We start from the raw sequence: 25,585 nt of genomic DNA, 5'->3' as shown, positions 1-25,585 counted from the left end.
GTAACTAATTATCTGTTTTAGCTATGCTGGTGTCTTTATTTTTTAATAATGTGGATATTATCACAAAAGACTTCAACGATTTTAGCCAAATAACATTAACGATTAAAATAAAAAATGCGAACAAAATACGCAAATAAATATTCAATCTTTTATAAAGATCACAAAAATTTCTGTGAAATAGTTAGTTTTCGTTAGATTGTTTTAATTTATTGTTTCGTTGTTGCCTGAGTAAAAATAGAAGGTATACTCATCATTCTATTTTTTTTTCAAACTTTTCTAAATAATTTTGGTCGTAATTTATTGTTAGTATGACCAATATTGGTACTAACCAATAAATTAATGGAATTTTTATGACTAAGTTTTCAAACCGGCTAGAGTTAAAAAAGCTATTGTTTTTCTCTTTACCTATCATCGTTAGTCAGATAGCACGTACGGCAATGAGTTTTGTCGATATTGTGATGTCTGGTCATTATGCTACGGCTGATTTAGCCGCTGTAACATTAGGAAGTAGTATTTGGTTTCCTATATTTGTATTAGGGTATGGGATGATTATCATGCTGGCAGCAGATGTAGCAAAGCAGAAAGCGCAACATGATGACGAAGGAATTAAAGCAAGTCTTAGAAATTATTTGTTTCTGGCGGTGATACTTTCGATACCAATAATTCTTTTATTAATATTAGTTAGCTGGCTAATTTCGCTCATAGGCATAGATGAGCATATTTTAAAAATTACCCAAGGCTATGTTATTGCGATGGCGTGTGGTGTTCCTAGTGTTATGATATTTAATGTTTTTCGTTCATTTCTACAAGGATTGGAAGACACGAAAACCGCCATGTATTTGTCTACTGGTGCTTTATTGTTGAATATACCATTAAATTACATATTTATTTATGGAAAATTGGGTTTTCCAGAAATGGGGGGCATTGGAGCGGGAATTACAACTGCGGTTATTAATAACCTGAGTGCTATATGCCTGGTTATCTATTTCTTGCTAAAGAATGAATATCGTCGATATAGGCTAGATTTCAGTTTGCCAAAATATAAGAATTTAAGCAGGACTTTTTATATTAGCATGCCAAGTGGGTTAGCGCTTTTTGTTGAAATGGTCTTTCTGGATGTGATTGCTATCACTGCCGCTCCTTTAGGTGCTCAAGTCATTGCCGCGCATAATATTATGCTTAATATTACCTCTATTATTTATACAATAACTGGGGGAGTTGCAGCCGCGGTGACAGTAAGGGTAGGTTCCTATATTGGAAAGAGAGATAAAACATCATTAATAGGGACTATAAAGATCTCAATTGCTTTAATATTATCTATTTCCGCGGTTATCGGTGTCTTAATCTACTATTTCGCAAGTTCATTTGTTTCACTCTATACTAACGATCATGGAGTTATACTCATCGCGATTAACATAATTTTTCTATTATGCTTGTTCCAATTATTTGACTCTTGTCAGGCGGCTTTATCTGGTATTTTACGGGGCTTTCATGATACCCGTTCGGTATTTTATGCGCCGTTGTTTGGCTATTGGTTAGTTGGTTTACCATTAGGATTTACTTTAGCTTTGACAGACTGGATCACCGAAAGCATGGGAATTGTAGGATTTTGGTATGGATTAGTTTTAGGTCTTTTTGTTAACTCTGCTTTACTATTGATTATATTAAAAGTTAGAGTAAGAATGGTCGTTTCTCAATTAATTTCCTGATTTCCTAATTTAACTACAGAATATTTTGGTAAATAATTTAGGTCAATATAATAGAGTTAGGAGGCTAATTTTTTGTCAGTTTACCTATATAGCAATAGTGCATTATCACATAGTTTAGAGAAATAGAGGATAATATATACCCAATAGATTTCAAGTTGCATTGCGACGGTAAGGGAGCGAATCCCCGGGAGCATAGATAACTATGTGACCGGGGTGAGTGAGTGCAGCCAACAAAGAGGCAGCTTGAAAGATAACAGGTATATTCAGAGAATAGCTGATATGGGAGATAAAGAATCTAAAGGTAGCGGATCTTTCTTGATTTATTTAAATAGCTTATTCAATTCTTTCATATAGAGACAAAGGATATCAATATTGTCATTTGAAAATTTATTTTAAGAAAAATTTCATTGTGAATAATAATTTACTTTTTAAGATTATGGTTATTAGATCCTGACCGATTTTAGGTAATATTTTTGTCTGGATTTAAATCGTTATGGTAAGGTGTTTATTTTAGTGATTTTTGTAAATTATATATTAGAGGTATTTTTCTGAATAATTGCATTCCAACTTTTCATAATAATTTTTTATTTTTAAATCAATAAAATGAATTATCTTTTTAGGATTTTTATTTTTCATTGTTAAATAATTTTTTATTAATTTTAATAAAATAATAAGTAGCCAGTTAGTATCTCAAGGAATAATAACTATTATTTTAATTTCAACATGAAATAATATTCCTTGTATTTATTTTTGTGTATTGATTTTTTTACACTAATTATTGGTTTTTTCCACTTAAGATTAATCTCGTTATTATATTGTGGCTATGGTAAATATTGATTTAATAATTAGATAGTTAGCTGTATTTATTGCCATTTTATACAAGTATGTGTAATGAATTTATGATAATGATTATCATTTCATTTTTTATTAAAAGTACGTTAATATGCGCTGCAGTCTTCGGACGGTACTAAAACTATGTAATTAAGCAATACTCTAACATTTAATTAGTTAACATAAGGAATATGCTATGAACAAAGTTAAAGTGTTAATTGCAGTATTAGGTACATGTGGATTAGTAACACAAGCAATAGCCGCGCCAGGTTTTGAGCAAACCCAATATTTTGATACCGATAGTCAAAGTATTAGAGTTGGAGTAACTGAACCGCGTGGTGGTGGTCATCCGACCCCAGGGGGAGAGCCTGGAATTGGGGTGCAATCTGTTGCCAGAGGTCAAATTACCAGCTTCGCAAGTCTTGCTCGTTATGTCGAGGCGGATAAGAACGGAATTCATAAGATTTCTGTTCCTGGATCAAGTAGCCATGAAGGTATGGGAGTATTTAACTTCAGTAAGGTGGCGAATGCTGATGTCTATTTTGGTGAATGGTCACAGACCGGTAAAGTAAGTGATACTACCCATACCGCCTACTATTCTGGTAAAGATGTGACGACCAATTTGCCTACTGGTGGCATAGCGACTTATACGGTTAAAGGGATCAACCAGTATAGTGGTAACAATGCTCTACAAGGCACGTTTACTGCTGATTTTGGTCAGAAAAGGCTTAATGGTTCAATAGCGAATAGTGCACTGACTGTTAATATTAATTCCAGAATTAGAGCAGATGGTTCATTTGCCGGCAGGGCAACAGCTGGAGATGTTGTCGGTACAAATAGAGGCCACTTCTTTGGTGATAATGCAGCTAGCTTAGCAGGCGCTGCTACGTTCCCTACGGATCATAGTAAAGATACTGCTTTTGGTGGGACTAAAAACCCATAATATGAATTTGTGTTAGCTGAATAAGGCAAAGTTCATAGGGACTTTGTCTTATTCTGCTTATGTATTGATCCGACTATAAAGCAGTGATATTCCAATGTTAAATAGCCTCATTATCCGTTTTACTATATTGATTAGCTGTTTATTTGTTTATTCTTCTTGGGTTTTTGCAGATGAAGATACCGGTAGAAGATTGTGGCATAACGTACAGCGAAATTTGCAGGAGCAAGAAAAAGAGATTATCACTGATGAAATAGTTAATCAGAATAGCGATAATTTATCGATAGTACTTAATGGTCTAACTTTTAGCGTCGAGAATAATGTCAATGATATTGGTCAGGCATTGTATTTAGCCGTTAATCATCAACAAGTGAGGGATGTCGAGCGCTTTTTGTCAATGTATCAGAAGCTACCTGGGCATGATACCCAATTGGTCCATTTTGCTCAGGCAAATCTTGCACGTTCACAGGGTGATTTAGTGACGGCGGAACAGCATTATCAAGTTATCTTGCACAAACAACCTGATTTTACCCGCGCTAAATTAGAATTAGCCAGGGTCTATTATGAAAACCAAAAAAATAAAGAGGCCAGCTTACTGTTTAATGAAATTTTTGCTGATAATCATAATAACGGAAATAAATTACCACCAGCAGTCATTAAGAATATAATCAGTTATCAGGATGCTATTAGTTTGCGTAATTCATGGCGGGGGTCTTTTGCCGTAGGCTATATCTTTAACGACAATACGAATATGTCACCGAATAAGCCTCCTATTTGTATGAATTATCATGAGAATGGTGATTGTAAGACTAAACGTAGTTTACCTATGGCAAAGAAGGCGAGTGGCATCAGTTATGATGCTACATTGCGTAAGATATATCCGCTAAATGGTCATCATGGTATCTTTTTGCGCTCAATGACTTATGGAGAAAGTTACCGTAGTCGTAGTGAGGAAAATGAAAATACTACTTCTGCTTATTTGGGTTATAACTATAAAGCGTTGAAAAATGATTTCCTAATGGGGCCAATTATTGAGTTTAATCATGTCGGTAATCGTTTCCGCTATCGTACTACCGGGACGAAAGCGGAATGGATGAATATTCTATCTCAAAATTTGGCATTGAATCTGGAAGGCGAATATAAACAGTTTCATTATCATAAACTTTATAATCATAATGATGGTAATATGACATCTGTATATGCTACGCTATCTTATTATTTAACTGATCAAACAATCACTTTTGCTGGCGGTGACTGGGTTTATAAAACCAGTGTTGAGAAAGAGGATGATTATCAACAGCGAGGAATACGGGCTGGTATTTCCACTCAGCTGTATCCGGGAATTAACGCGGTGGTTTTTACCGCGTTACGTCAGCGGCAATTTGGTGATTACAGCGTATCTTTAAATGCACGTCGTAAAGACAATGAACAACTCTATTCGGCAATTCTCAGTATGCCTAAATTTGAAGTTTTTGGCTTAACTCCGGTAATAACTTATCGATACAGAAAAAATAATAGCAATGTCGATTGGTTATATTCATATAGTAAGAATGAAGTGTTAGTTAAATTCGAAAAGTATTTCTGATGCTAATTGAAGTAATAATTTAGTTAAATCCGTACTATGGCAGATAATCACTATGTATAAATTAAATAATAAATATAGCAAAATAACATTCATGCTGGTATTAACCTACAGCATAATACCTTATCGTGTGGATGCAGAAACACCAACAGCCTCTTCTCAGCCTGTCAAAAAGCCCGCTGAAAATAAGGCTGACTTAGGTAAGATCCATGTTTCAGCGACCAGCGAAAAAGATCAGGCAGGTTATGATGCGGTCTACGATAAAGATATTACTAATATTTACCTAGGCAAGGATTTGGTAGAACGTTATAAAGGTGCTTCCCCGGCGGATGTTTTAAAAAGTGCAGTTGGTGTATTCAGTGGAGATTCCAGAAACAGTGGTGCATTAGATCCTAATATCCGCGGCATCCAGGGACAGGGACGGGTTCCTGTGACTATTGATGGTACTGAACAGGCAATTACGACCTGGCGTGGTTATAACGGCGCGAACAACCGTAATTATATTGATCCTAATTTGATCAGTAGTATTGAAATAGAAAAAGGGCCATCACTGACTCGTGGGGTAAAGGGTTCGATAGGTGGCGCCGTAATGATAAAAACCCTGGGCATTGATGATGTGGTACCTATAGATGAGCGTTTTGGTATTAATTTGAAATTGGAAACCAGTAGTAACTCGGTTAAGGAACGTGTACCGAATCTGCAATGGGGACAAGATTATCGTGATATTCCTGATTTTATGCGGGGGTTTAATTATGCTGATCCCGCATTAGAAATCACGCCAAAAACTTCAAAAGATAATAGATTATTGGGGCTGAAAGATAATGCGATACGCCTGGCGATAGGTACCAGGCAGGAATATTTTGATTTAATGGCGGCTTATAGTTATCGCAGTAAAGGCAACTATTTTGCTGGTAAGGGAGGTGCTCATCGTTATGATGCTCCTATCAGTGATGAGGATAAAGTTATTCTTGATGGTGGTACCCGAGCATATGATCCTTATCTGCCTTTTGTGGCACGTATATATCGTCCTGGCAATGAAGTACCGAATACCTCCAGTGAAATGGAATCTTGGTTACTGAAAAATACCTGGCACTTGGCTAATCAACAGACTATTGAGTTTGGTATTCGCGATACCAAAACAACTTACGGTGAAATTATGCCTTCGCGGCTTGGTTGGGTTCGGGCTGAGAATAATGTTGTACCGCAATGGCCTCTGGCTAATGTCCATCAGCAGGCGTTTAATGTGGATTATAAATGGCAGCCTGAGGGGAACAAATGGGTTGATTTTGATATGAAATTCTGGATTACCCGTACTATTAGCAATACTAATACTGCCGGGGGATATCCACGTGAACCGCGAGATCGGGATGAGGTTTGGGATAAGAATCAGCAGAGAAAAGATCCGAATAAAGATGGTCGTTTAGTCGATACTGCTTCCACCAATGCGCATAATAACCGCTGGGGGGTTGACCTTTCTAATGCCTTTGCATTGACGGCAGATCTGGATTTAACATTGTCGGCCAGCTTGCAACGGGAGCGTTTGGGTTCACATGATGATTATGAAGCAAAGAGTTTCTCTAATTTCCGTTCACTACCAAGAAAGGGGCGCCGTCAGGAAAATAATATTGCCTTTAATTTCGATTGGCGTCCTACCTCATGGCTGGCATTAAGTGCTGGCGCCAGGCGAGTGAGTTATTGGTCTAAGGATGATTTTTTAAATGAACGTTTAGCAGTCCGTGATCCCCGTTATAGTAAGGACAAAAAACTGGTTGGTCAGGGTTTACAATATCAGAGAACACTTACCGAACGGGAAGCTGAATTATATAAAAAATTTAATGAATGTTTTGAATGTCTGACCGATGATGAATTTGATGAATATGCCGATAAAAAATTTACGCGTTCCGAAACACGCGATTCAATTTCTCGCCTTATGGTGCCAGTAGATGTGCTGTGGGAATATCGTGATGATGGTAAGTTATATAAACAAGATAATCCCTATTTTAATGGGGAGCTTGATATGAATGAACGCATTATTGATCCTGTGACTAAAAAAGAAGTATATAAATATGAATATAGTAACGTTCAACAGAATAGCCGTTATGTTGATAGTTCAGGAGAAATATTGAGTATCAGTGATAGTGGCGTTTATAAAGAAAAAAGTGAGCAAGAGCGTTGGGCTAAACAACCTAAACGCAAGGATCATGCCTGGGCGCCGGTATTTTCCGCAACGGCTTATGTGAGTGATAACGCACGTATCTATACCCGTTACGCTGAAGCAGTACGTATGCCGAGTATTTTTGAAGATACCGTAGGCTTTTCTTCTGGTTTGACGGATAAACCCGTACGTGCTTTTAAACCAGAACGGAGTAAAACCGTTGAAGTCGGTTATGTGCATGATTTAAGTTATTTGCTGGGAGCGGAGCATAATGCAGATATTAAATTTGCTTATTACAATACTGTTATAGAAAATATTTTTGACCGTGATAGTAACTTTAAATTTACTCAATTAGATAAACAGAAATTATCGGGTTTAGAAGTACAAGGCCGTTATGATAACGGTGGTTTCTTTACCCATTTTGGCTTGTCTTATAATCTTAAAAATAAAGTTTGTGATAAAACTTCATCAGGTATGTTAGATTCGACCAATAAATTTGGTGTTCCAGAATGTATTGATGGCGGTTTTCCTGGTGGTTTTTTAAGAACAACAATTCCTCCACGTTATTCTCTTAACCTGAATATTGGCGGTCGGTTATTAAATGAAGATTTAGAAATTGGTAGCCGGGTGTTGTATCACAGTAGCGTGGAAAATAAGGATGAAAAATGGTTAATGAAAAAAATGCCGGATACTTATAAAGGGATAAATAATAATCCGATGCGCTGGAATCCGGTCATGACTGTAGATGCTTATATTAATTATAAGGTTACGCCAAATATTGTCGTCGAATTATCCGGCACTAACTTAACCGATCGCTATTATTTGGACCCGCTAACCCGTTCCATGATGCCAGCGCCCGGACGGACGTTTAAGCTTAGTGTCACCAGTCAGTTCTGACTCTTTAAGGGAGATTAGCCGGTTGGCTGTTAAGAGAACTGGCAATCTATACCCAATGGATTTCAAGATGGCTTGAATTATGGTGAAAAATCGTCTTTATATTGGTTTGTTTATTTCTTTGCTGTTACATGCGGGTATCGTTGTATTTATGGCATGGCATTTATTACGTGATGACAGCGCGAATAATCAATCTGTGAATTCGCCAATAGTCAGTATGTCGATAGAAATGGTTGCTCTAGCGGCACCTGTTGAGCAAGAGCAATCTGTAGAGCCGGAACCTATTCCTCCACCACGATCACCAGAGATTGTGGTAGCGGAATCACCGTTTGAGGCAAAAATTGCGCTCAATAAACCAGTGGATCGGCCACGAAAGAAGAAACTACTGGAAGAATATACAGATTCCAAACCACGGAACAAACCTCAACCACAGAAAAAGCCGGTAGAAGATCGTCAGCCCAAGCTAGCGGAACGTGAAAGTAAAACGGTAATTGAGCAAGACCGAACAATGCAAACGGCAGGGCATTCTCAGACAGCAGGAAAAGATGTTGCGGATTCACAAGCAGGGGCGCGTCAGGCAACGACCAGCCAACCGATGATCGGCTTGGGTTTTGATGATTTACAAGGCTATCAGTCAGCCCTACGTCGTGAAATTGAGAAACATAAACGTTATCCACGTCGGGCGAAGAAGATGAAGCAACAGGGTGCGGTACAGGTAAAATTTAGCTTGCTGGATAGCGGTGATCTGACCAATCCTCAATTAGTGCAGAGTTCGGGAACTGATGAACTGGATCGGGCTGCCCTTGCGGCAATCCAACAAGCTCGGTCAGTAGGTGTGAAACCGCCTGGTTTACCGAGAGATCTCACGTTAGTCATCGAATTTAATTTGAAGTGAAAAAGCCATGAACAGCGAAGGTATTAAAAAGTTGCCTTCGCTATGTTGACAGCAATAGCGTGATGTTGAACTGGAATCAGTTATGTCGCATCGGAGTTCAGTCGTTCAATCCGCATATGCAATAATGGAAATGGATTACCCTGGCCGTCAATTTCTGAGCGATTGAAAACTTTAAATCCCTGGTGCTGATAGAAGTCAACTCCTTGGGTGTTTTGTTCATTAACATCAAGTTCATTGATACCTAATTCAGCGATAGCAAAATTCAGAAGTGCTTTGCCGATGCCTTTACCGCGGGAATCAGGGGTGATAAACAGCATTTCAACCCGATGCCGATCAACACTAATAAAACCCTCAATTTCGCATTTGTCATTTACTGCTTTATAAACAGTAAGCGCCGGCAAATAGGTATGCAGAATTAATGGGCGTAGCTCATTAATATGTTCGTCAGACAAAAAATCGTGGGTTGCCCGTACAGAGGCTTCCCAGATTTTGATCAGTTTATTGAAATCTGTCTTCATAGCTTGCTGAATTTTTATATTCATTTTTCTTAATCTTTTATTTTGCTAAATCGATGATGGATTGATGTTATCACGTTTATTGTGATGGATCGCTTCAGATATTACCCAGACTTAGCGGTTATCCTCATTGAGATCTCTAATTGTTAAAATTGTTGCTATTTTGTGATCTGTTTCATGAAGCTAAGAAGAGGTTTGAATCTATTTGGTCTAATATTATCTTTTATAGATAGTTGAATTTTAACCGAATTGGCTATTTGAACTATTAAGCAACACTAAACCTTAAGATGTAAAAAAATAGTACAGGATATTCCTTTTTACTAACTATAATGAGGTATTGGTTAGCCAAGGGAAGGAACGCGTTATATTTCACCAACGTAGATTCTATTTGGATTGTTCATTCCAGTTGGACGGCTAGTTCAATGATAAATATAAAATTATTTCTTGAGGATCATATTAATGAAACGATCGTCTATATTTGCACCAGGTATATTAGCACTTTCAATAAGTGCAATTTCGAACGCACACGCTTATGACAATTTATATGTTTTTGGTGATAGCTTAAGTGATAGTGGAAATAATGGTCGATACACAGTGGATGGTAAGACCAGTGATCTATATCACGATATTATTGCCCGAAAATTAGGAACTGAACTGGCCCACTCTAACAGCGGAGGAACTAATTATGCTGCTGGTGGTGCGACTGCTGTAGCCAGTTTAAATAGTAAAGATAACACTCAGGATCAGATAACTCGTTATCTGGCGAGTCATGATGGTCGTGCAGATTCTAATGGCATGTATGTTCACTGGATTGGTGGTAATGATGTTAAGGATGCATTGAAAGATCTGGGTAAAGCACAAGATACGATTAATAAGAGTGCGAACGCCGCTGCATCCCAGGTACATATGCTTCTTGATGCGGGGGCCGGATTGGTGATCGTGCCTACGGTTCCTGATGTTGGTGTCACTCCGAAGCTTATGGAAACCATTATCTCTGAAGGACTTGCAATTGGAGGCGCTACCTCAAACCAAGTTGAGGAGGCGCTGAATAAAGTTCATGCGGCAGTTAATCAGAACCCAACACTTAATGAAGGCATCCGTCTTCAAGTCATCCAGGGTGTTTTCAAAAGTATCGGCTTTGAAGCTTCAGGAGGAGATGCTAAAAAAGCGGAGGTGATAACTCAGCAATTAATTGATAATTATGAAAAGCATAGCCGAGGTGCGTCAGATCTGGTTGATAGTTATAATCGATTAGAAGATATAAAACTAAGTCAGGGGAATGGCAATATCGTTCGTGCTGATGTTAATGCGCTTTTGCATGAAGTCATAGCAGATCCTCTACGCTATGGCTTTCTTAATACTATAGGTTACGCTTGTCCCCAGGGGGTTAATGCCAAAGATTGTGATTCTAATAATCCCGATTTTGATAAGAATATGCCTTTTTTATTTGCTGACGATTTTCATCCAACACCTGCTGCACAGCATATGATTGGTCAGTACATTATTTCAATCCTTAATGCTCCAGAGCAGGCTATGTTACTGACGAAAGCTAACAATGTGCCGGTGAAGGGGGCACTTGCCTCTCTTGACGGTCGTTTACAACAGCTACGTGGCGGGGGTAATGAGCAAGGTAAAATAGGTGTATTTGGTGGTTATAGTGGTAATCATAATCATACTTTAACACTAGGTAGTGATTATCAGCTCACGGATAATATTTTGTTAGGTGGGATGATCTCGCGTTATCAGGATAATCGTTCAGCGAATAATTTCCGCTATGATGGCCGTGGTTATGTATTCACCGCCTACGGTTTATGGCGTTACTACGATAAAGGTTGGATGAGCGGTGATCTTCACTATTTGGACATGAAATATGAAGACATTACTCGTGGTATCGTGCTTAATGAGGGGCTGCATAATGAGCATGCTTCGACTACAGGTCATCAGTGGGGAGGACGCATTACAGCGGGTTGGGATATTCCTCTGGCATCTACAGTTATGACTAGTCCGATCATCCAATACGCCTGGGATAAGAGTTATGTCAAAGGTTATCGTGAATTGGGTAATAGAAGCACGGCTACAGCTATGCATTTTAGCGATCAACGTTACGACTCTCAGGTTGGAACATTGGGCTGGCGCCTGGATACAAATTTTGGTCGTTTTAATCCCTATGCTGAAGTTCGGTTTAACCATCAGTTTGGTGAGAAACATTATCAAATTCGCAGTGCTATCAACTCAACTGAGACATTTTCCACTAGAAAAAGCCCAAAACAGGATACCGATTGGCGTGAATATATCATTGGTATGAATGCTGTTATTAATAAGGATTGGGGCGCTTTTGCATCAATATCACGCAATGATGGCGACGTCCAGAATTACACTTACTCTTTTAGCTTGGGTGTTAATGCCAGTTTCTAATCCTACTATACCCTTAATCCTTCAAGTTGCCTCTTTGTTGGCTGCACTCGCTCACCCCGGTCACATAGTTTGCTATGTGACCGGGGATTCTGTATTCCCAGGAGTTCCATGTTATCTTCCTCTGATATGAAAAAATATTAATTGGGTATTACATCTCTGTGATGGAAGTTTTTACCAAGAATTTTATAATTAAAAGAATAAAGTCGCTAATACAATCATAGTAGGAATAATAGGACAGATTATCTAAATAGAAATACATTTACCATCGTCAGCATTCTGGTATTGGCATACGGTTATATTATCTATTTGAATAAATAACACCTTAGGGCCGTATGTTGTCTCTTCAAATTTTTGACTATTTGGACAGCCCCATTGAATAGAGTAAAACACTCATTTCTTCAGATTTGTTTGAAAGAAAAGTGGTTAGATGGGTTTAATTTTATCTTCCGATATATACCATCGAAGAGAATTTTTAATGGGAGATGGCGTGACCATAACTAATCCTTTGTCAGCCAGCTTTAATAATAGATAACGAGCTTTGTAGATGGTGAAATCGCACTGTTCGGCGACGTCTCGAGTGCTGGGCCATGATTCTGGTGGGGGATCCACCTGCATCTTCCGAACTGTACATAATTTGGATATGACATTAAGTACTTGATCCGTTTGGGAAGGTTGCGTCGGATCTTTCCGATTTTCCATATTAACTCCAGGCATTATTGAATCCAGTTAGATATCTTGAGTGACTCGGGGTGATCCAACGGCTAATTTCAACACATGAGGGCAGGCTGAATGTTCGTACATAACGAATTATCAGCTATATCCTGTTTTTTCTAGGTTGGTTTTCATACGATGTCGATTAATTATATCGAAAAGTTAAAATTTTAGATCTTTTAATTTAAAAAATACAATAAAAAAAGAATTTTATTCTTATATAGATATAATTTGCGACACTATAGATCGCAAATTATAGTATTGAAATGTTATCTAAGTGTTTTGTTGTGAAATTATTTGAATTTGTATTTTTTGTTTTTATTAATTGAATTATTCTGTAATACTTAAAAAGTCGATAGGGAAATTGTTCATATATAAATATTTCTGCATGGTCAATACATTGTGTTAATTTTTTCTGATTCTTATGAAGTTAAGGTGGAATTGTTAATGAAATAATTCTTATTTTTTTGTATTTTTAACAGCTGTATTTATGCCAATGAGTTTTGGTGTTCTAACTATTTTTCAAAAAAATTTCACTTATAAGAAATCATAAAGTTATTTACTCCCTATCTCAAATAGACGTTATTATTGTAGACAGTTTGAACATTGCCTGAAGTCACTCTTTACGATAAAGAAGGGAAAATAAAATAGTCTAATGGAATGCGCCTTTACTTTTATTTAGAACACATTCTCATCCTTCGCTTATATTAATTGCTATTAGATCGTCTTGGATTTTATTGTTACCAATATGTAAATGATTAGAAATGAAACTGAATAGAATTGTGATAGTAGCTATATTAACATTTGGCGTCGTTTCTTTTGTAAATAAAACTGCTCAATACCATTGCATTGTTACTTTCAGTGACTCTATTATTACTATATTGTATTCCGTCGATCCAAATACGTCCAATCAGACTGTGATCTCCAGTGTAGAGTTGAAAGGAAAAAAGGTCATGGCCCCGAAGAATGTCGAAATCCTTTGGAAAAATTGCAGTTTGGAACCAGTAGTTCAGCGGTTATTGTCTCGGGTGATTTTAAAAGTATTGTTAGCTTTACCTTGGGCTACTAATAAACCGGATAAGCTACGAAAATCATGTCAGTGAAAAAAATTTCGTATACTCATATTAATAGCAATTTTCATTTTAATAGTTATTGCTTGATTAAATTCTCTAATTATATACCTGTTATCTTCCAAGTTGCCTCTTTGTTGGCTGCATCCACCCCGGTCACATCGTTATCTATGCGCCCGGGGATTCGCTCCCTTGCCGTCGCGATCCATCTTGAAATCTATTGGGTATAGAACAGAAAAGTTCAGTCATTTTCAAAAAGAGCTTGAGGCTTAAATTATCATTTCTATAGAGTATTCCATTCTTAATTTCCTGTTTTTGATTATTGTTATGCCAGTCCTATTCGATTGATGAATATTTTTATTATCACTTGATTTGTAAATAAAACTAAACATTAATAACGTGACTTTATTATTTGTGTATGTTATCAATTCCATGGTCAATGCTTCTATTTTAATATTAAATTTTCCTTATTAATTGTTATCTGAGCGCCTAACAGAAGAATGGATAATGGTTTTAAGCGTTTAATAACACAGTAAATACTGGCTTTCCCTTAGCATTGATTGCTATTGATTCTGTTAAGATAGTGATTTGATTTGTATTTTCTAATGAAAAAAGCATGAAAAATAATAAGAAAGCGAAAGAACATGGCAAAACATCGTTTTTCAGACAACATTTTTCTCAGCTGTATATGGGTCATGTGGAGCATTGCTCTGGGATTCTATCTGGCTGGTAATCTTATTAGCTGTGCCGTGACAGCGATTCTCTCTTTTCTGGCTTTAATATTTTGCTTTATTCACATGAGGTCGAGATTAAAAACTATGTTTGGAAAAAAAACAGAGACAGTGGCTGCTGAACCGGTGTCTCAAGCTGTTGATGGTAAAAAGAACACCAATGCAGAAGCCCGCCGTTGTACGATTGTCGCTAAAAGCTCGGTATTTAAAGGCGATATTGATGTGGAAGGTGATATACAGATCTGGGGCAAAGTGATTGGGAATATCCGAGTGAAAGAGGGTGCGATTCAAATTATGCATGCCGGGCGGGTTGAAGGTGAACTCAGTGCGCCAGAAATCATTATTGATGGCAATGTTGAAGGAACTTGCTGTGCAGCAACGTTGGATATTCTTGAACATGGTGAACTACGTGGTATCAGTCGTTGTGGCAGTATGTCTATCAAACGTGGTGGTTTATTTTTGGGTCAATCGGAACAGATTGAGAATAAAGATAAATCCACATCTGAGCGTGTTGTTCCAATTAAAGATAGCAATAATGATAAATCCAAAGATAAGGCCACGGTAAAAACAAGTGCCTGATAGTCAAGCCCGTGTGATGTGTGATTCTGATGGTTTCCGGCACGGGCCATTCCTTTCTGATAAATGTTTAGTCTTTTGAATGATTACCCTATTTATCTTTAATCTTGTCTGTTATAGCGGTTATCTGTTTATACCCGTTATCTTTCAAGTTGCCTCTTTGTTGGCTGCACTCGCTTACCCCGGGGATTTGCTCCCTTGCCGTCGCGATGCATCTTGAAATTCATTGGGTATAATATGCTTTAATTCTCTTAGTTGATGTACATTTAAAGTATGTGATTTGCCGCACATATGAATATATTTTCTAGCTTATATTTAAGGAAAGATAATTATGATATTGGAAACCAACAGACTAATAATGCGAAAATGGCAAGAGGAAGATAGGACACCGTTCTTTCGTTTGAATAGTAATGCCGAGGTTATGGAATACTTTCCTGCCACTTTGACGATTGAACAAAGTAATGCCATGGCGGATAAAATTATTCAGAAATTTGAGCAACAGGGTGATTGGGGATTATGGGCTGTGGAGCTGAAAGAAACTGAGGATTTTATTGGTTTTGTCGGTTTGAATATTCCTGTAGCGGAATTACCATTTTCACCTTGTGTCGAAATTGCCTGGCGTCTTGATAAGCCATTTTGGGGTAAAGGTTATGCTAGCGAAGCTGCTTGTCAGGCATTAGATTTTGCTTTCACCAGATTAAAACTTGAGGAAGTAGTTGCATTTACTACAGTTTCTAATTTGCGATCTCAAAAAGTTATGGAGAAGCTTGGAATGGTGAAAGATGAAAATACTTTTTTGCATCCTTTATTACCGAATGGACATCCGCTTCGTGAACATGTGCTCTATAGAATCTGTCGGTAATATAACTTTGGTTTACTTTATGGTTTTTTCTATTTTGGTGTTTTATACTGTTGTTGCTTATATATAGGTATTTGGGAATACAAATGAAATATGAATTAGCTGTTATGGCGGCTCTGGCTAAATTAAATCATCCTAATACTCGTTCAATTGTGGATGCAACAGGGATATCTGAGCGTAAAGTACAACAGGTATTGCAAACACTACAACAAGACTTAGAGGTAAAGATTAACCGTATCAGAAATGGTAAGGCGAGTTATTTCGAGGTTATTTCTTGGGGAATATTCGAAAGCGGACAGGCAATTAACTGTAAATTGAGTGACTTGGATCTTGCTCAATTTAAATATTCCCGTCAGCAAGAGAAAAATATTAGAAACCGAAAAGATAAAAAAACAATAATGACAACTTATAATGAGAAAAAACATTATTTTGACCGAGTGAAACTGGAAAACTACAGGCACAGTATGCGCCTTGAAGGAATGGATATTACTATGAATAGTTTACCTGTAACTAAAGAGGAACAAGAAAATCTGAGAGATCATTTAATTAGAAAATACAGTGAACAGTGGGGAGATTATGATAGATAAATATGGTGCAGGACAAGATCCCTACACATACTTAGGCACAGATATTCTCGTCAATAAATTAGGTATTCGTGATTCAATCATTCTGGAACAGGCGGAGAGGGAATTCACTGAGCTTGCTATATTAAATATTTCATTTCTGGAACCACCTTACGATTTAGCTTTTTGGTGTCAACTCCATAAACAAATATTTTCGGATTTATATGATTGGGCGGGTCAGCTTAGAACAATTGATATATCAAAAGGTAATACCCGTTTTTGTAATGCTGAACGTATTGAAATCGAAGGAAATAGAATATTCGATATGTTAGAGAGTGAAAATTATCTTATGGGATTAAACCATCAAGAATTCATCAAAAAACTTGCTGGGTATTATGCAGAATTAAATGTAATTCATCCTTTTAGAGAAGGAAATGGGCGAACACAACGCTTGTTATTTGAATATATTGTTATAAACTATGGATATAATATTTCTTTTGAGTCTGTGGATGCTAAGCAATGGATTATGGCTAATATTTCGGCCTATCAATGCAACTATCAACCATTAATAAGAATTTTTGAAAATTGTGTTTATGTTTAATATTTTTGACTATTTTATTGATTGTTTATGAGTGTGGATTTAAGAATTAATAAACTTAAATAGGCAGAAAAATAGCTTTAACTATGGCTTTATGTTGGTTGCTATTAGATTATATTTTATAAAGAAAATGAGAGTGATAATCATATGGTAAAGCGACAAGAATAAAATTATTCCTGTCACTTTTTCATGCTATTGATTGGATTAATTTAAAAGCAAGCCATTGAGAAAAAAATACTATAAAGAGCTATCGGTCCGCATATTTGAGTACATTTTGTCAGTGACTTATCGCTTTGCAAACAGATAGTTGCGAATGCCGGGTTGGCGGAGAAGGTGGTAATACTTAACGCTAAAAGGCAAGCTGATAACTTCTTCATAGTTGGTACCTCATTAGGGGTTTATTGGAGTCAGATAATTTATCTACGTTACTAAATTCTTATTTAAGAATAGGTAATAAGTTCCCTTTTCGTATAATTTTTTGCTGTATTGTTGAAAATCTGTTGAATATATTGTGCCTGAAATTTATATTTCTAACGAAATAAAATGTATGCTGTTGATCAAACTATATTTTTCTAATTCAAGCTTCTGGGATGTACAATCTATATATCCCTATTATTTGTATGAGATAAAAAGATGAATTATATGAATAGTCGTTATCAGTTAAGAATACTGAATAAGTACCGATTAGCTATATTAATGTTATATTTAATAAATTGTTACTTTCGAGTAGCACTATGCAAATGTGGTAAAAAATGGCACGAGAACAATAAAGTGCCACTGTTTTTTGATCTCTTTCACTCTATTGATGTTGTTTGGCATGATTTTATTGTGTCGCTAAATTGGTTCTTTTATTTTAACTCATTATTTTATCTTAATAGGAAATAGGGATTTAACATGGTTAATCGCGTCTGGGTGCTGGGTGACGCCGTTATCGATTTGGTACCTGAAAATTCAAACAGTTACCTGAAGTGTCCTGGTGGTGCACCAGCTAATGTGGCAGTGGGTGTCGCACGATTGGGAGGTAATAGCGGTTTTATTGGTCGCGTAGGTAAAGATAGCTTTGGCACATTCCTGCGACAGGTGCTGCATGCTGAAGGCGTAGATATCCGTCACATGATACAAGACGACCAATACCACACTTCTACTGTAGTAGTCGATTTGGATCAGCAGGGTGAACGCTCATTTACTTTTATGGTAACTCCTAGTGCTGATCTGTTTCTACAGCCTGCTGATGTACCAGAATTTAGCGCTGGGGAATGGTTACATATTTGCTCAATCGCTTTGTCGCAGGAGCCAAGCCGTAGTACCACATTGAATGCAATGGAAAACATTAAGGCAGCAGGTGGTTGGGTGAGTTTTGATCCTAATATCCGAGAGGAGGTATGGAAGCAACCGAAAGAGTTGCGCCCGTGTTTGGAAAAGGCGTTGATGTTGGCGGATGTAGTAAAAATTTCACGCGATGAACTTAATTTCATCAGCAACATTGATCAACTGGAGAACGCGATTGACTGGATGATGACTCGCTTTCCATTATGCTTACTCCTGGTGACGCTTGGTCGTGATGGTGTTTACGTGCACGACGGCAAACAACTCCGTCATTTTGATGCTACACCAATTATCCCCGTTGATACGACCGGCGCTGGTGATGCATTTGTTGCTGGTCTGTTGGCAGCACTGGCAAAACTGGGAGGTATCCCGCAGAGTGACGAATGGACGGTGGTTATCGCTCAGGCTCAAGCCTGCGGCGCATTGTCGACTACCGCTAAAGGTGCGATGACTGCGCTGCCATACGCGGATGAATTGAGTACTTTCTTACAGATGCGCGCCTAAGTATATGGTGGTGGGTATTTGACTTACCATTTCTTCACTTTCCCGCCGAATTTGAGGAATCGATTACAATAGCTTGAGCTGGTTAACGAACTTGATTACTATCTGAATCTGTCAATCAACTCAATTATCTTTTCCTGAAAAATCGGTTTTGTAATTTAGTAGAACAAGAATAACTATATTTCGATGGGTTGAGTATCATGAAAAACCTTCACTATCTGATTGTCGCTCCAGGATTAATATTTTCAGCTTCTGCTTTTGCTTCTTCTTATAACAACATTGAAGAGCGCTTTAATGCACTAGAGCAGAGACTGCAACAAGCAGAGCAACGGGCTGCTCAGGCAGAAGCACGCGCCATAGCGGCTGAACAACGTGCACAAAGTCTGGAACATACCGTTAAAAACGAACAGCAGACTGTACAAGCGGTACAGCATAGCGCTTTGTTGGAAAATAATTCGCAAGAAAATAAGGCAGCGCCAACTAATAATTTGAAGTTGAATGATTTCGGTAATCTGAAATTGTACGGTGATGTAGAATTCAATCTTGATGGCGCTAGCCGAAGTGGCCAGCTAACTTCTCTGAAAACGAGAGATAACAAAGACTGGAAACCGGGTGACAAAGAACGCTGGGGTATCAATGGTCGTATCTTAATTGGATTGGATGGTTATCGTAGTAATCAGAATGGTAACTTCGCTGGTTTCAGTGTGCAGCCGTTGGCAGATATGACCGGAAAAATGAATCTCGATGATGCTGCCTTCTTCTTCGGTAATGAGAAAAACTGGCAGACCAAAATTGGGCGTTTTGAAGCTTACGATATGTTTCCTCTTAACCAGGATACTTTTATTCAGTATTCTGGTAATACTGCTAACGATTTGTATGCTGATGGTTTCGGTTACATCTACATGATGAAAGAAGGACGTGGCCGCAGTAACAGTGGTGGTAGCCTGATGCTGAGCAAATACGCCGGTAACTGGTATTTCGAACTCAATACGTTACTTGAAGATGGCACTGCACTATTTCAGGATAACATCTATCACGGTAACACATTGGATAATAATAAAAATGTTGCTTATCTGCGTCCAGTGATAGCGTGGAAAAAAGATCAATTTAGTGCAGCCGTGGCGATGGAAAGCAATGTGGTCAACAACGCCTACGGTTACCAGAATGCTCAAGGGCAATGGATCGATCAATCCAGACGCAATGGCTACGGTATGACATTAAGTTGGAACAATCTGGCGACTGATCCAGAGAATGGTATTGTTGCTAATCTAAATACCGCTTACTTAGATGCTTCAGGCGAGCAGAATTTCACGGCTGGAATCAATGTGATGTGGCGTCGCTTTGAACTGGGCTATATCTATGCTCACAACAATATCAAAGAGTTCAACACTGATGGTATGGCTGCACGTATTGATCAGCCGTTCAATGAACCAGGCGAATATGACATTCGTACCATTCATACGTCATATCAGATTCCTAACCTCATGAATATGAAGAACTTCAATCTCTATCTTGGAGCTTATGTCTCTATACTGGAAACGGATGCTAACAACAAAATTGCCAACAGTCATCACGATCAACGCTACGGAGCACGTGCCCGATTTAAATACCTCTTCTGATGCAGGTTAGCCGATTTCCGCCATAGCTTATTACCTATAAAGAGATTTTGGTTTATACCTGTTATCTTTCAAGTTGCCTCTTTGTTGGCTGCACTCTCTCACCCCGGTCACATCGTTATCTATGCTTCCGGGGATTCGCTCCTTTGCCGTCGCGATCCATCTTGAAATCTATTGGGTATATAAGGGACATCACGTGGATATAACTGCAACTGTTAACGCACTGTGCCACTGTTTGGAGGTAAAGAAAACATCGTTGATGATGTGACCGTTAGTCCCGCCCAGATTTAACTGTATTGGTTGGTGAAAATAATGGTGGAAAATCCAATGTCGTAGACGCAATCCGATGTTGCTATTCATTCGCCGTAGCGCTTTCGTCATTACCGCAGATAACGATTTCATAAAAGCTGCGATGAAGGTTCACTTCGATGGTGCGGGAATTACGGGCGATGTTGCAACTAACTACTTCGATAAATTAATACAGGTTCCACTCCATGTTCCTCGCCTTGGTTTGAATGAGGCGAAAGCGTATCTGGTCCTTTTACTGCTTGAGCGAGAGACTAACGCAGGCCATTTTAGCAAGGAAAGGTTCAATCATGCGCTTAGCGTTATCCCTGAGAAACTACGTAATAGTTGGAAAGGTGAAACGATCAATCAAGAGTTTTTATATGAACTAGTAGAGCATGTTGATACCCTCAAAAGTTTAATGGATTTAGCTCAGGGTCTTGCGGCACTTCTTCATCGTTCTTTAGCAGTAAACGCCAATCCCCGGCTAATGAAAAGGTTTTTAAATACCGTTTATTTGCGTGATGCTCTTTCTGCGCCTCAAGGAATAACTTTAAATATAGCTGCACTGGCAAAGTGGCATCTCCTTGAAAGGTGCGATGAAAGCCTCGCTGAGGAACTTGCCAGTCGTTTTCATTCGGATAATGACGGTAGGGTACAAGTTTTAGCGGACGCTGAAGCCGCTGCAGCAGGTCAGAGTAGTTTACCTGAGCCTTTTAAGGATACGCCATTTACTCAGCAGTGGCTCCAACTCCTGCCAGCTCTGGGAACCGAGGATTTGCGCCCGCTTCTCCACCTCAGTCGCACTCAGGAACTCGTGACTTCGGTGATGACAATATGACTCCAGATTCTAGAAAATTGAGAGACGCACTGAAAATTGCAACTAATGGTCATGAATCCTTGGTGGAACTTATGAAGAAAATAGGACCTTCACAGACTGATGGCCCAGGTTTAATCCCGACTCTTGGTGCTCAGCCATGGGCACAGCAACTTCTGGAACGATGGAAAGATCTTAACGAATTACCAAAGGTAACTAGGAATGCAATTGCGAACCTTAGGAGGGGGCGCTAATGGGAACATCAACCTCTAGTGGGGGAGGCCGCGCAGGCTCACCGTTTGATCCGGAATGGTTAAAACCTGAAAGTGACTCTACAACAGGTGGAGGAGATTCGTCTGATTCACCAACGGAAGAGAATGGTGGAAATGTAATTCCTGATGGTGCAATAGCACCTGAACGACGATTTGGACCTGCTCGTTCGCTACTTGGTAGATATCTGCAAAATGGCAGTCACGACAATTTACGCGGCGCTACAAAAAGCATGGTCTCCAAAGGGATGGGAGGCGCGCGACGAGCTGCCACTACTATGCGAGGTGTTGCCAGCGGTGTCGGTAGTCTTGGTGAGTTCCTGACGTCTGTCAGGGATGGAAGCGACCAGCGAGTGATTGATTGGCTTACTCACGTTCGGCAAGAGAATCTTTCGGCAACGGATCTTACTCTTGAAATTTTGAAAGAGGTTATTCCTGAGACAGGAAGCGTGGATGATGAATCGCTCCGAAATGCTGGCGCGGAGGCTATGGCGCAACTCTATGAACTTTAGCCGGACGTGGACATATTCAATCTCACGGATGCGCAAATAGCTGAAGTCATGGGGTTGACCATTGCGAATGAGATTTGTAATCGAATAGATCTCCAGCTTGGACAGACTTATGAAAAATTAAAATATGATCCTTTATTAATTCAGGAAAGACGTTCTGATATTCGCGAGTGGGTCGGTGCTGAGGTTAGAGTGGTATTGGAAAAACAAACTACAAAAAATACGGAACCAAAAAGCTTGGCTCAGTCTATTCTCTTCTCTGCATTACAGGTATTTTCAGAATGATTAAAGTTATGTGTGTTAAAGCAGAACTGATACCAGCGCAGGTTCCTGCTGATGAGCGAGTATTCTCCTATTTCAAAGGCGCTAAGCGTGCAGGTGTTGGTACAATTGCGAATCGATGGCATGGCGCATTAAAACGGGGTGGGTTTCGCCCTTCAATAGAGATTTGGGATTTTGTACAATTTTGCCTCGCGGTATGTAGCGCGGATCTATCAAGCCCTAGAAGAACGAGTGCAGATGGCTGGACTCGGAATATTCAGCTTACGGTTGGATTGTGCAATCCAGATAAGTGGTTACCGTTGAAATCCGATCTTGAAGATATGCTAAAAGCTCTGACTGGTGATTATTGGTTATTAAATTTCAATAATGCAGGTATGGAACCTCCTCAAGGAGATGGCGCTTTTCTCAACAACGACTGTGTATCTTTATTATCAGGTGGACTAGATAGTCTAATAGGTGGGATTGATTTGGTGGCTAAAGGCCGAAAACCTCTATTTGTTTCTCAGCTCGCACATAAAGATTCGGAGCGACAGAGGGCATATGCGACCATGCTGATGGGAAATGGTTCACATTATCAATGGAGTCATGGCATCAGCTTCAAAGGATCGCGCGAACCTTCGACACGTGGTCGCTCATTAGCTTTTTATGCATTTGCATTGCTTGCTTCAACGAAAATCAACCTACCGAAGCCTACAATATTTATCCCCGAAAATGGGGTGATCTCCATTAATCCTCCTTTGGTTCCGGGGCGTGTTTCCAGTTTGAGTACTCGAACAACGCACCCTATGTTTATTGATATGTTGCAAAGAGTCTTGGATACTTTGGGTATTCATGTCCAGCTTGAGCTGCCTTACCGTTTTAAAACTAAAGGCGAAATGATGCGGGACTGCCTTGATCAGGACCTCTTGCAAAAATGGGCTGCTGGTTCTACAAGTTGTGGCCGTTTTCGAACCTATAATCGTCAGCACTGTGGACGCTGTGTTCCATGCTTGATCCGTCGTGCCGCATTCCTTGCTTGGAATAAGGCTAGAGATGTTTATGCTGGTGTGATTGAGCGTAATGTTTTCACTTGGTTAGTTACAACGAGCCCAAAGGCTTTTCAAGCTACAAGCCGTGTTTTAAAAAAACATGAATCAGTATTGATCAGTCCTGGACTTCATCCTGAAATTGTCATTGATCGCTTTCAAGAATTGGAAATGCTTCTCGAGTTGATTCAAAACGTAGCTGCTGTAGGTGAGGTTGGATTGGATGGTTCAAAACGATATTCCTCCAGTTACGCGATGCAACTTCGAGTGTTTTCCGAGGTGGTCAGGAAATGCCAAGATGTGGGAGGACGAGCAATTAGCATCCACTCAAGACAGGCTGTTCCGGATGTGCTGGCTACCCTAAAAGCCTTTCCTTCTCACGGAGTCCCTATTCTACATTGGTTCACTGGAACTGCTACGGAATTGAGGGATGCTTCAGCGCAAGGATGCTGGTTCAGTATTGGCCCAGCAGCTTTCAACTCTGCCGCAGGGAAAGCTCTTGCAACCAAGCTTCCTAAACACAGGGTTGTACCAGAGAGCGACGGACCATTTGCTCAATTTGACAATCGAACTGTGATGCCATGGGATTTCAATATTACAGTTCGATTGCTGAGCGAGGCGTGGTCAATGCCTGAAAATGATGTAAAGCTACAATTGTTAAGCAATACGAAAATGTTGCTTGGGCAGATGGGGGACAATCGAATTGCTCTCAACTTCTAAACGAAACGGTATTGAATCACCACGGGTTTAACAGACATCTCCGAGTCGGATGGTGTAAGTCTCAATGCGTATGCCGTTTGTAGACATAGCGAGCAACCGCTACTTACTCAAGCAAAGGAACCTCATAACCTTTAGGGGGAACTGGCAGCGAGAGAGATATCACCGACGAGTTTTCTGGTGCATCATCATTGTGCGCATTTGATCGCCAAAACTAAGTATGCTGGATTTTTATTCTACAAAAGGAGAGTGTGATGGAATCTGCTCGCGATAAACGCACTGGAGAGATTGTTGAGGCTGAGGATCTTTGGTTGCTTGATAGCGTGGATATTGAGGGCTACGTCTGCTGGGCTTGTGGTATAACCATGCAACCAGCCGCATGGGAGAAAGATAAGAAGGTTAGAGCTTATTTTAAAAAGAAACGGGGAATTGAGCATCTTCCTAAATGTGATGCTGACGCTGAAACAACTGTCGTTGGACAAGGGCGGAGAAAGAGTGTCAGGCACATACTGGATAGTGCTCCTGGATTATCTCCTTCAGGGTTAAAACTTGTAGAACAACGTCCTATGGTCGACCCCGACGCTGTCAATGGTGAAAACAGGGCTGATTCAAAACGATCTGTATCAACAAAATTCAGTGAAGGAAATACTCCTACTAAACAATCCCGCCGTCCGTCTCAAACAATTCGGCCAATTTGCCGTGCCTTCATTCGCTTCCCGCATGACAGGGGGATGTCGTTAAACATTCCTGGTATCAGTGGTCAAATTTACATGACGGTGTTTAAAAAGCTCCAGAAAGAAGTTCAGCCCTACCCGGAGCCGAAGATCTTTTATGCTGAACTACTCTGGAATAAATTTTCTGAAAATGATGAAAAACTTATTATTCCGTTATCTGGCGAGTGGGGAAAGGATGAGTCAGGCAAGCTAAAGCCCACTAGAAGCTATCAGATCCACATCGAATGGGCTGGTTGGTCAAAAGCTAAACGTACCGTGGTTCGTAAAGAGCTCGAAGCCGCCCGGACAGAGGCAAAAGAATCTAAAGGCAAAGGATTAAGAGACAAAGCCTGGGTCTTCTTTATCGGTGAGCAAAACGCAGAAAACCCGGAAATCTTCTATGTTAGCGATTATCGACTAATCTGCACAATTGTCGGGCATATCACTTACCCCTAACGTGAAAAAGAGCCTTCCCTCAGAT

20 protein-coding genes are annotated in these 25,585 nt (G+C 39.3%); 18 read left to right on the top strand and 2 right to left on the bottom strand.

The features are described from left to right. The first annotated feature begins 350 nt into the window (after positions 1–350). The 5 genes from BO26_RS08145 (at position 351) to BO26_RS08125 (ending at position 9,006) form a co-directional block, all read left to right on the top strand. Entirely contained in the window at positions 351–1,709 is a 1,359-nt protein-coding gene (locus BO26_RS08145; RefSeq protein ID WP_036770782.1) for an MATE family efflux transporter, read from the top strand. A 1,027-nt stretch (positions 1,710–2,736) separates the two neighbouring features. Further along, entirely contained in the window at positions 2,737–3,483 is a 747-nt protein-coding gene (locus tag BO26_RS08140) for a Slam-dependent surface lipoprotein (RefSeq protein ID WP_036770780.1), read from the top strand. A 94-nt stretch (positions 3,484–3,577) separates the two neighbouring features. Further along, positions 3,578–5,065: a surface lipoprotein assembly modifier gene (locus tag BO26_RS08135; RefSeq protein WP_051690911.1), complete on the top strand. Its 1,488-nt coding sequence runs from the start codon at positions 3,578–3,580 to the stop codon at positions 5,063–5,065. A 52-nt stretch (positions 5,066–5,117) separates the two neighbouring features. Further along, a complete protein-coding gene (locus tag BO26_RS08130) occupies positions 5,118–8,114 on the top strand; it encodes a TonB-dependent receptor domain-containing protein (RefSeq protein ID WP_036770779.1) in 2,997 nt (998 codons plus the stop codon). A 79-nt stretch (positions 8,115–8,193) separates the two neighbouring features. Then, complete coding sequence (locus BO26_RS08125; protein WP_036770778.1) at positions 8,194–9,006, top strand: energy transducer TonB; 813 nt, start codon at positions 8,194–8,196, stop codon at positions 9,004–9,006. 80 nt (positions 9,007–9,086) lie between these two features. On the opposite strand, the gene BO26_RS08120 is transcribed toward BO26_RS08125, so the two are convergent. After that, a complete protein-coding gene (locus BO26_RS08120) occupies positions 9,087–9,548 on the bottom strand; it encodes an acetyltransferase (RefSeq protein ID WP_110882714.1) in 462 nt (153 codons plus the stop codon). Between the two features lie 432 nt (positions 9,549–9,980). Here BO26_RS08120 and BO26_RS08115 point away from each other — a divergent pair, with 432 nt between their 5' ends. Beyond that, a complete protein-coding gene (locus BO26_RS08115) occupies positions 9,981–11,936 on the top strand; it encodes an autotransporter domain-containing esterase (RefSeq protein ID WP_036770777.1) in 1,956 nt (651 codons plus the stop codon). A gap of 423 nt (positions 11,937–12,359) precedes the next feature. Here the strand turns inward: BO26_RS08115 and BO26_RS08110 are convergent, their stop codons facing one another. Continuing rightward, on the bottom strand, positions 12,360–12,551 hold the full coding sequence (locus BO26_RS08110) for a FaeA/PapI family transcriptional regulator (RefSeq protein WP_236637403.1): 192 nt from the start codon (positions 12,549–12,551) through the stop codon (positions 12,360–12,362). A 1,810-nt stretch (positions 12,552–14,361) separates the two neighbouring features. Between BO26_RS08110 and BO26_RS08105 the strand changes: the two genes are divergently transcribed. The 12 genes from BO26_RS08105 (at position 14,362) to BO26_RS08055 (ending at position 25,560) form a co-directional block, all read left to right on the top strand. After that, the gene (locus BO26_RS08105; RefSeq protein WP_036770775.1) at positions 14,362–15,027 is read left to right on the top strand and encodes a bactofilin family protein; all 666 of its coding nucleotides are present in this window, start codon (positions 14,362–14,364) and stop codon (positions 15,025–15,027) included. 355 nt (positions 15,028–15,382) lie between these two features. Then, the gene (locus BO26_RS08100; protein ID WP_477707017.1) at positions 15,383–15,886 is read left to right on the top strand and encodes a GNAT family N-acetyltransferase; all 504 of its coding nucleotides are present in this window, start codon (positions 15,383–15,385) and stop codon (positions 15,884–15,886) included. 83 nt (positions 15,887–15,969) lie between these two features. After that, complete coding sequence (locus BO26_RS08095; RefSeq protein ID WP_036770773.1) at positions 15,970–16,470, top strand: YhfG family protein; 501 nt, start codon at positions 15,970–15,972, stop codon at positions 16,468–16,470. Next, complete coding sequence (locus BO26_RS08090; protein ID WP_036770771.1) at positions 16,460–17,047, top strand: putative adenosine monophosphate-protein transferase Fic; 588 nt, start codon at positions 16,460–16,462, stop codon at positions 17,045–17,047. Before BO26_RS08095 ends, BO26_RS08090 begins: the two co-directional genes overlap by 11 nt. A gap of 891 nt (positions 17,048–17,938) precedes the next feature. Further along, positions 17,939–18,874, top strand: coding sequence for an aminoimidazole riboside kinase (locus tag BO26_RS08085; RefSeq protein ID WP_036770770.1), 936 nt, complete (start codon positions 17,939–17,941; stop codon positions 18,872–18,874). 197 nt (positions 18,875–19,071) lie between these two features. Further along, positions 19,072–20,490, top strand: a complete 1,419-nt coding sequence (locus BO26_RS08080; RefSeq protein WP_036770769.1) for a carbohydrate porin — start codon at positions 19,072–19,074, stop codon at positions 20,488–20,490. 343 nt (positions 20,491–20,833) lie between these two features. Next, entirely contained in the window at positions 20,834–21,613 is a 780-nt protein-coding gene (locus BO26_RS08075) for a P-loop NTPase fold protein (protein WP_236637399.1), read from the top strand. Positions 21,614–21,684: 71 nt separating this feature from the next. After that, a complete protein-coding gene (locus BO26_RS23970) occupies positions 21,685–21,843 on the top strand; it encodes a hypothetical protein (protein WP_236637398.1) in 159 nt (52 codons plus the stop codon). Then, complete coding sequence (locus tag BO26_RS23965; RefSeq protein WP_236637397.1) at positions 21,843–22,370, top strand: hypothetical protein; 528 nt, start codon at positions 21,843–21,845, stop codon at positions 22,368–22,370. Before BO26_RS23970 ends, BO26_RS23965 begins: the two co-directional genes overlap by 1 nt. A gap of 6 nt (positions 22,371–22,376) precedes the next feature. Then, positions 22,377–22,652, top strand: a complete 276-nt coding sequence (locus tag BO26_RS23765; protein ID WP_236637396.1) for a hypothetical protein — start codon at positions 22,377–22,379, stop codon at positions 22,650–22,652. After that, the gene (gene qatC / locus BO26_RS23960) at positions 22,649–24,394 is read left to right on the top strand and encodes a Qat anti-phage system QueC-like protein QatC (protein WP_236637395.1); all 1,746 of its coding nucleotides are present in this window, start codon (positions 22,649–22,651) and stop codon (positions 24,392–24,394) included. Before BO26_RS23765 ends, qatC begins: the two co-directional genes overlap by 4 nt. Positions 24,395–24,645: 251 nt before the next feature. Beyond that, the gene (locus BO26_RS08055) at positions 24,646–25,560 is read left to right on the top strand and encodes a hypothetical protein (protein ID WP_036770768.1); all 915 of its coding nucleotides are present in this window, start codon (positions 24,646–24,648) and stop codon (positions 25,558–25,560) included. The last annotated feature ends 25 nt before the right edge of the window (positions 25,561–25,585 follow it).

The sequence above is a fragment of the Photorhabdus australis DSM 17609 genome (assembly GCF_000711895.1).
Lineage (GTDB): Bacteria > Pseudomonadota > Gammaproteobacteria > Enterobacterales > Enterobacteriaceae > Photorhabdus > Photorhabdus australis.
Note: the sequence above shows the minus strand (reverse complement) of the source record. Positions and strands in the feature narration are given on the sequence as shown.

Bases quoted from the DNA above. Each gene is read 5' to 3' on its own strand.
- BO26_RS08145 (WP_036770782.1), top strand. From the start codon at position 351: ATGACTAAGTTTTCAAACCGGCTAGAGTTAAAAAAGCTATTGTTTTTC.
- BO26_RS08140 (WP_036770780.1), top strand. From the start codon at position 2,737: ATGAACAAAGTTAAAGTGTTAATTGCAGTATTAGGTACATGTGGATTA.
- BO26_RS08135 (WP_051690911.1), top strand. From the start codon at position 3,578: ATGTTAAATAGCCTCATTATCCGTTTTACTATATTGATTAGCTGTTTA.
- BO26_RS08130 (WP_036770779.1), top strand. From the start codon at position 5,118: ATGTATAAATTAAATAATAAATATAGCAAAATAACATTCATGCTGGTA.
- BO26_RS08125 (WP_036770778.1), top strand. From the start codon at position 8,194: ATGGTGAAAAATCGTCTTTATATTGGTTTGTTTATTTCTTTGCTGTTA.
- BO26_RS08120 (WP_110882714.1), bottom strand. From the start codon at position 9,548: ATGAATATAAAAATTCAGCAAGCTATGAAGACAGATTTCAATAAACTG.
- BO26_RS08115 (WP_036770777.1), top strand. From the start codon at position 9,981: ATGAAACGATCGTCTATATTTGCACCAGGTATATTAGCACTTTCAATA.
- BO26_RS08110 (WP_236637403.1), bottom strand. From the start codon at position 12,551: ATGCAGGTGGATCCCCCACCAGAATCATGGCCCAGCACTCGAGACGTC.
- BO26_RS08105 (WP_036770775.1), top strand. From the start codon at position 14,362: ATGGCAAAACATCGTTTTTCAGACAACATTTTTCTCAGCTGTATATGG.
- BO26_RS08100 (WP_477707017.1), top strand. From the start codon at position 15,383: ATGCGAAAATGGCAAGAGGAAGATAGGACACCGTTCTTTCGTTTGAAT.
- BO26_RS08095 (WP_036770773.1), top strand. From the start codon at position 15,970: ATGAAATATGAATTAGCTGTTATGGCGGCTCTGGCTAAATTAAATCAT.
- BO26_RS08090 (WP_036770771.1), top strand. From the start codon at position 16,460: ATGATAGATAAATATGGTGCAGGACAAGATCCCTACACATACTTAGGC.
- BO26_RS08085 (WP_036770770.1), top strand. From the start codon at position 17,939: ATGGTTAATCGCGTCTGGGTGCTGGGTGACGCCGTTATCGATTTGGTA.
- BO26_RS08080 (WP_036770769.1), top strand. From the start codon at position 19,072: ATGAAAAACCTTCACTATCTGATTGTCGCTCCAGGATTAATATTTTCA.
- BO26_RS08075 (WP_236637399.1), top strand. From the start codon at position 20,834: ATGTTGCTATTCATTCGCCGTAGCGCTTTCGTCATTACCGCAGATAAC.
- BO26_RS23970 (WP_236637398.1), top strand. From the start codon at position 21,685: ATGAAGAAAATAGGACCTTCACAGACTGATGGCCCAGGTTTAATCCCG.
- BO26_RS23965 (WP_236637397.1), top strand. From the start codon at position 21,843: ATGGGAACATCAACCTCTAGTGGGGGAGGCCGCGCAGGCTCACCGTTT.
- qatC (WP_236637395.1), top strand. From the start codon at position 22,649: ATGATTAAAGTTATGTGTGTTAAAGCAGAACTGATACCAGCGCAGGTT.
- BO26_RS08055 (WP_036770768.1), top strand. From the start codon at position 24,646: ATGGAATCTGCTCGCGATAAACGCACTGGAGAGATTGTTGAGGCTGAG.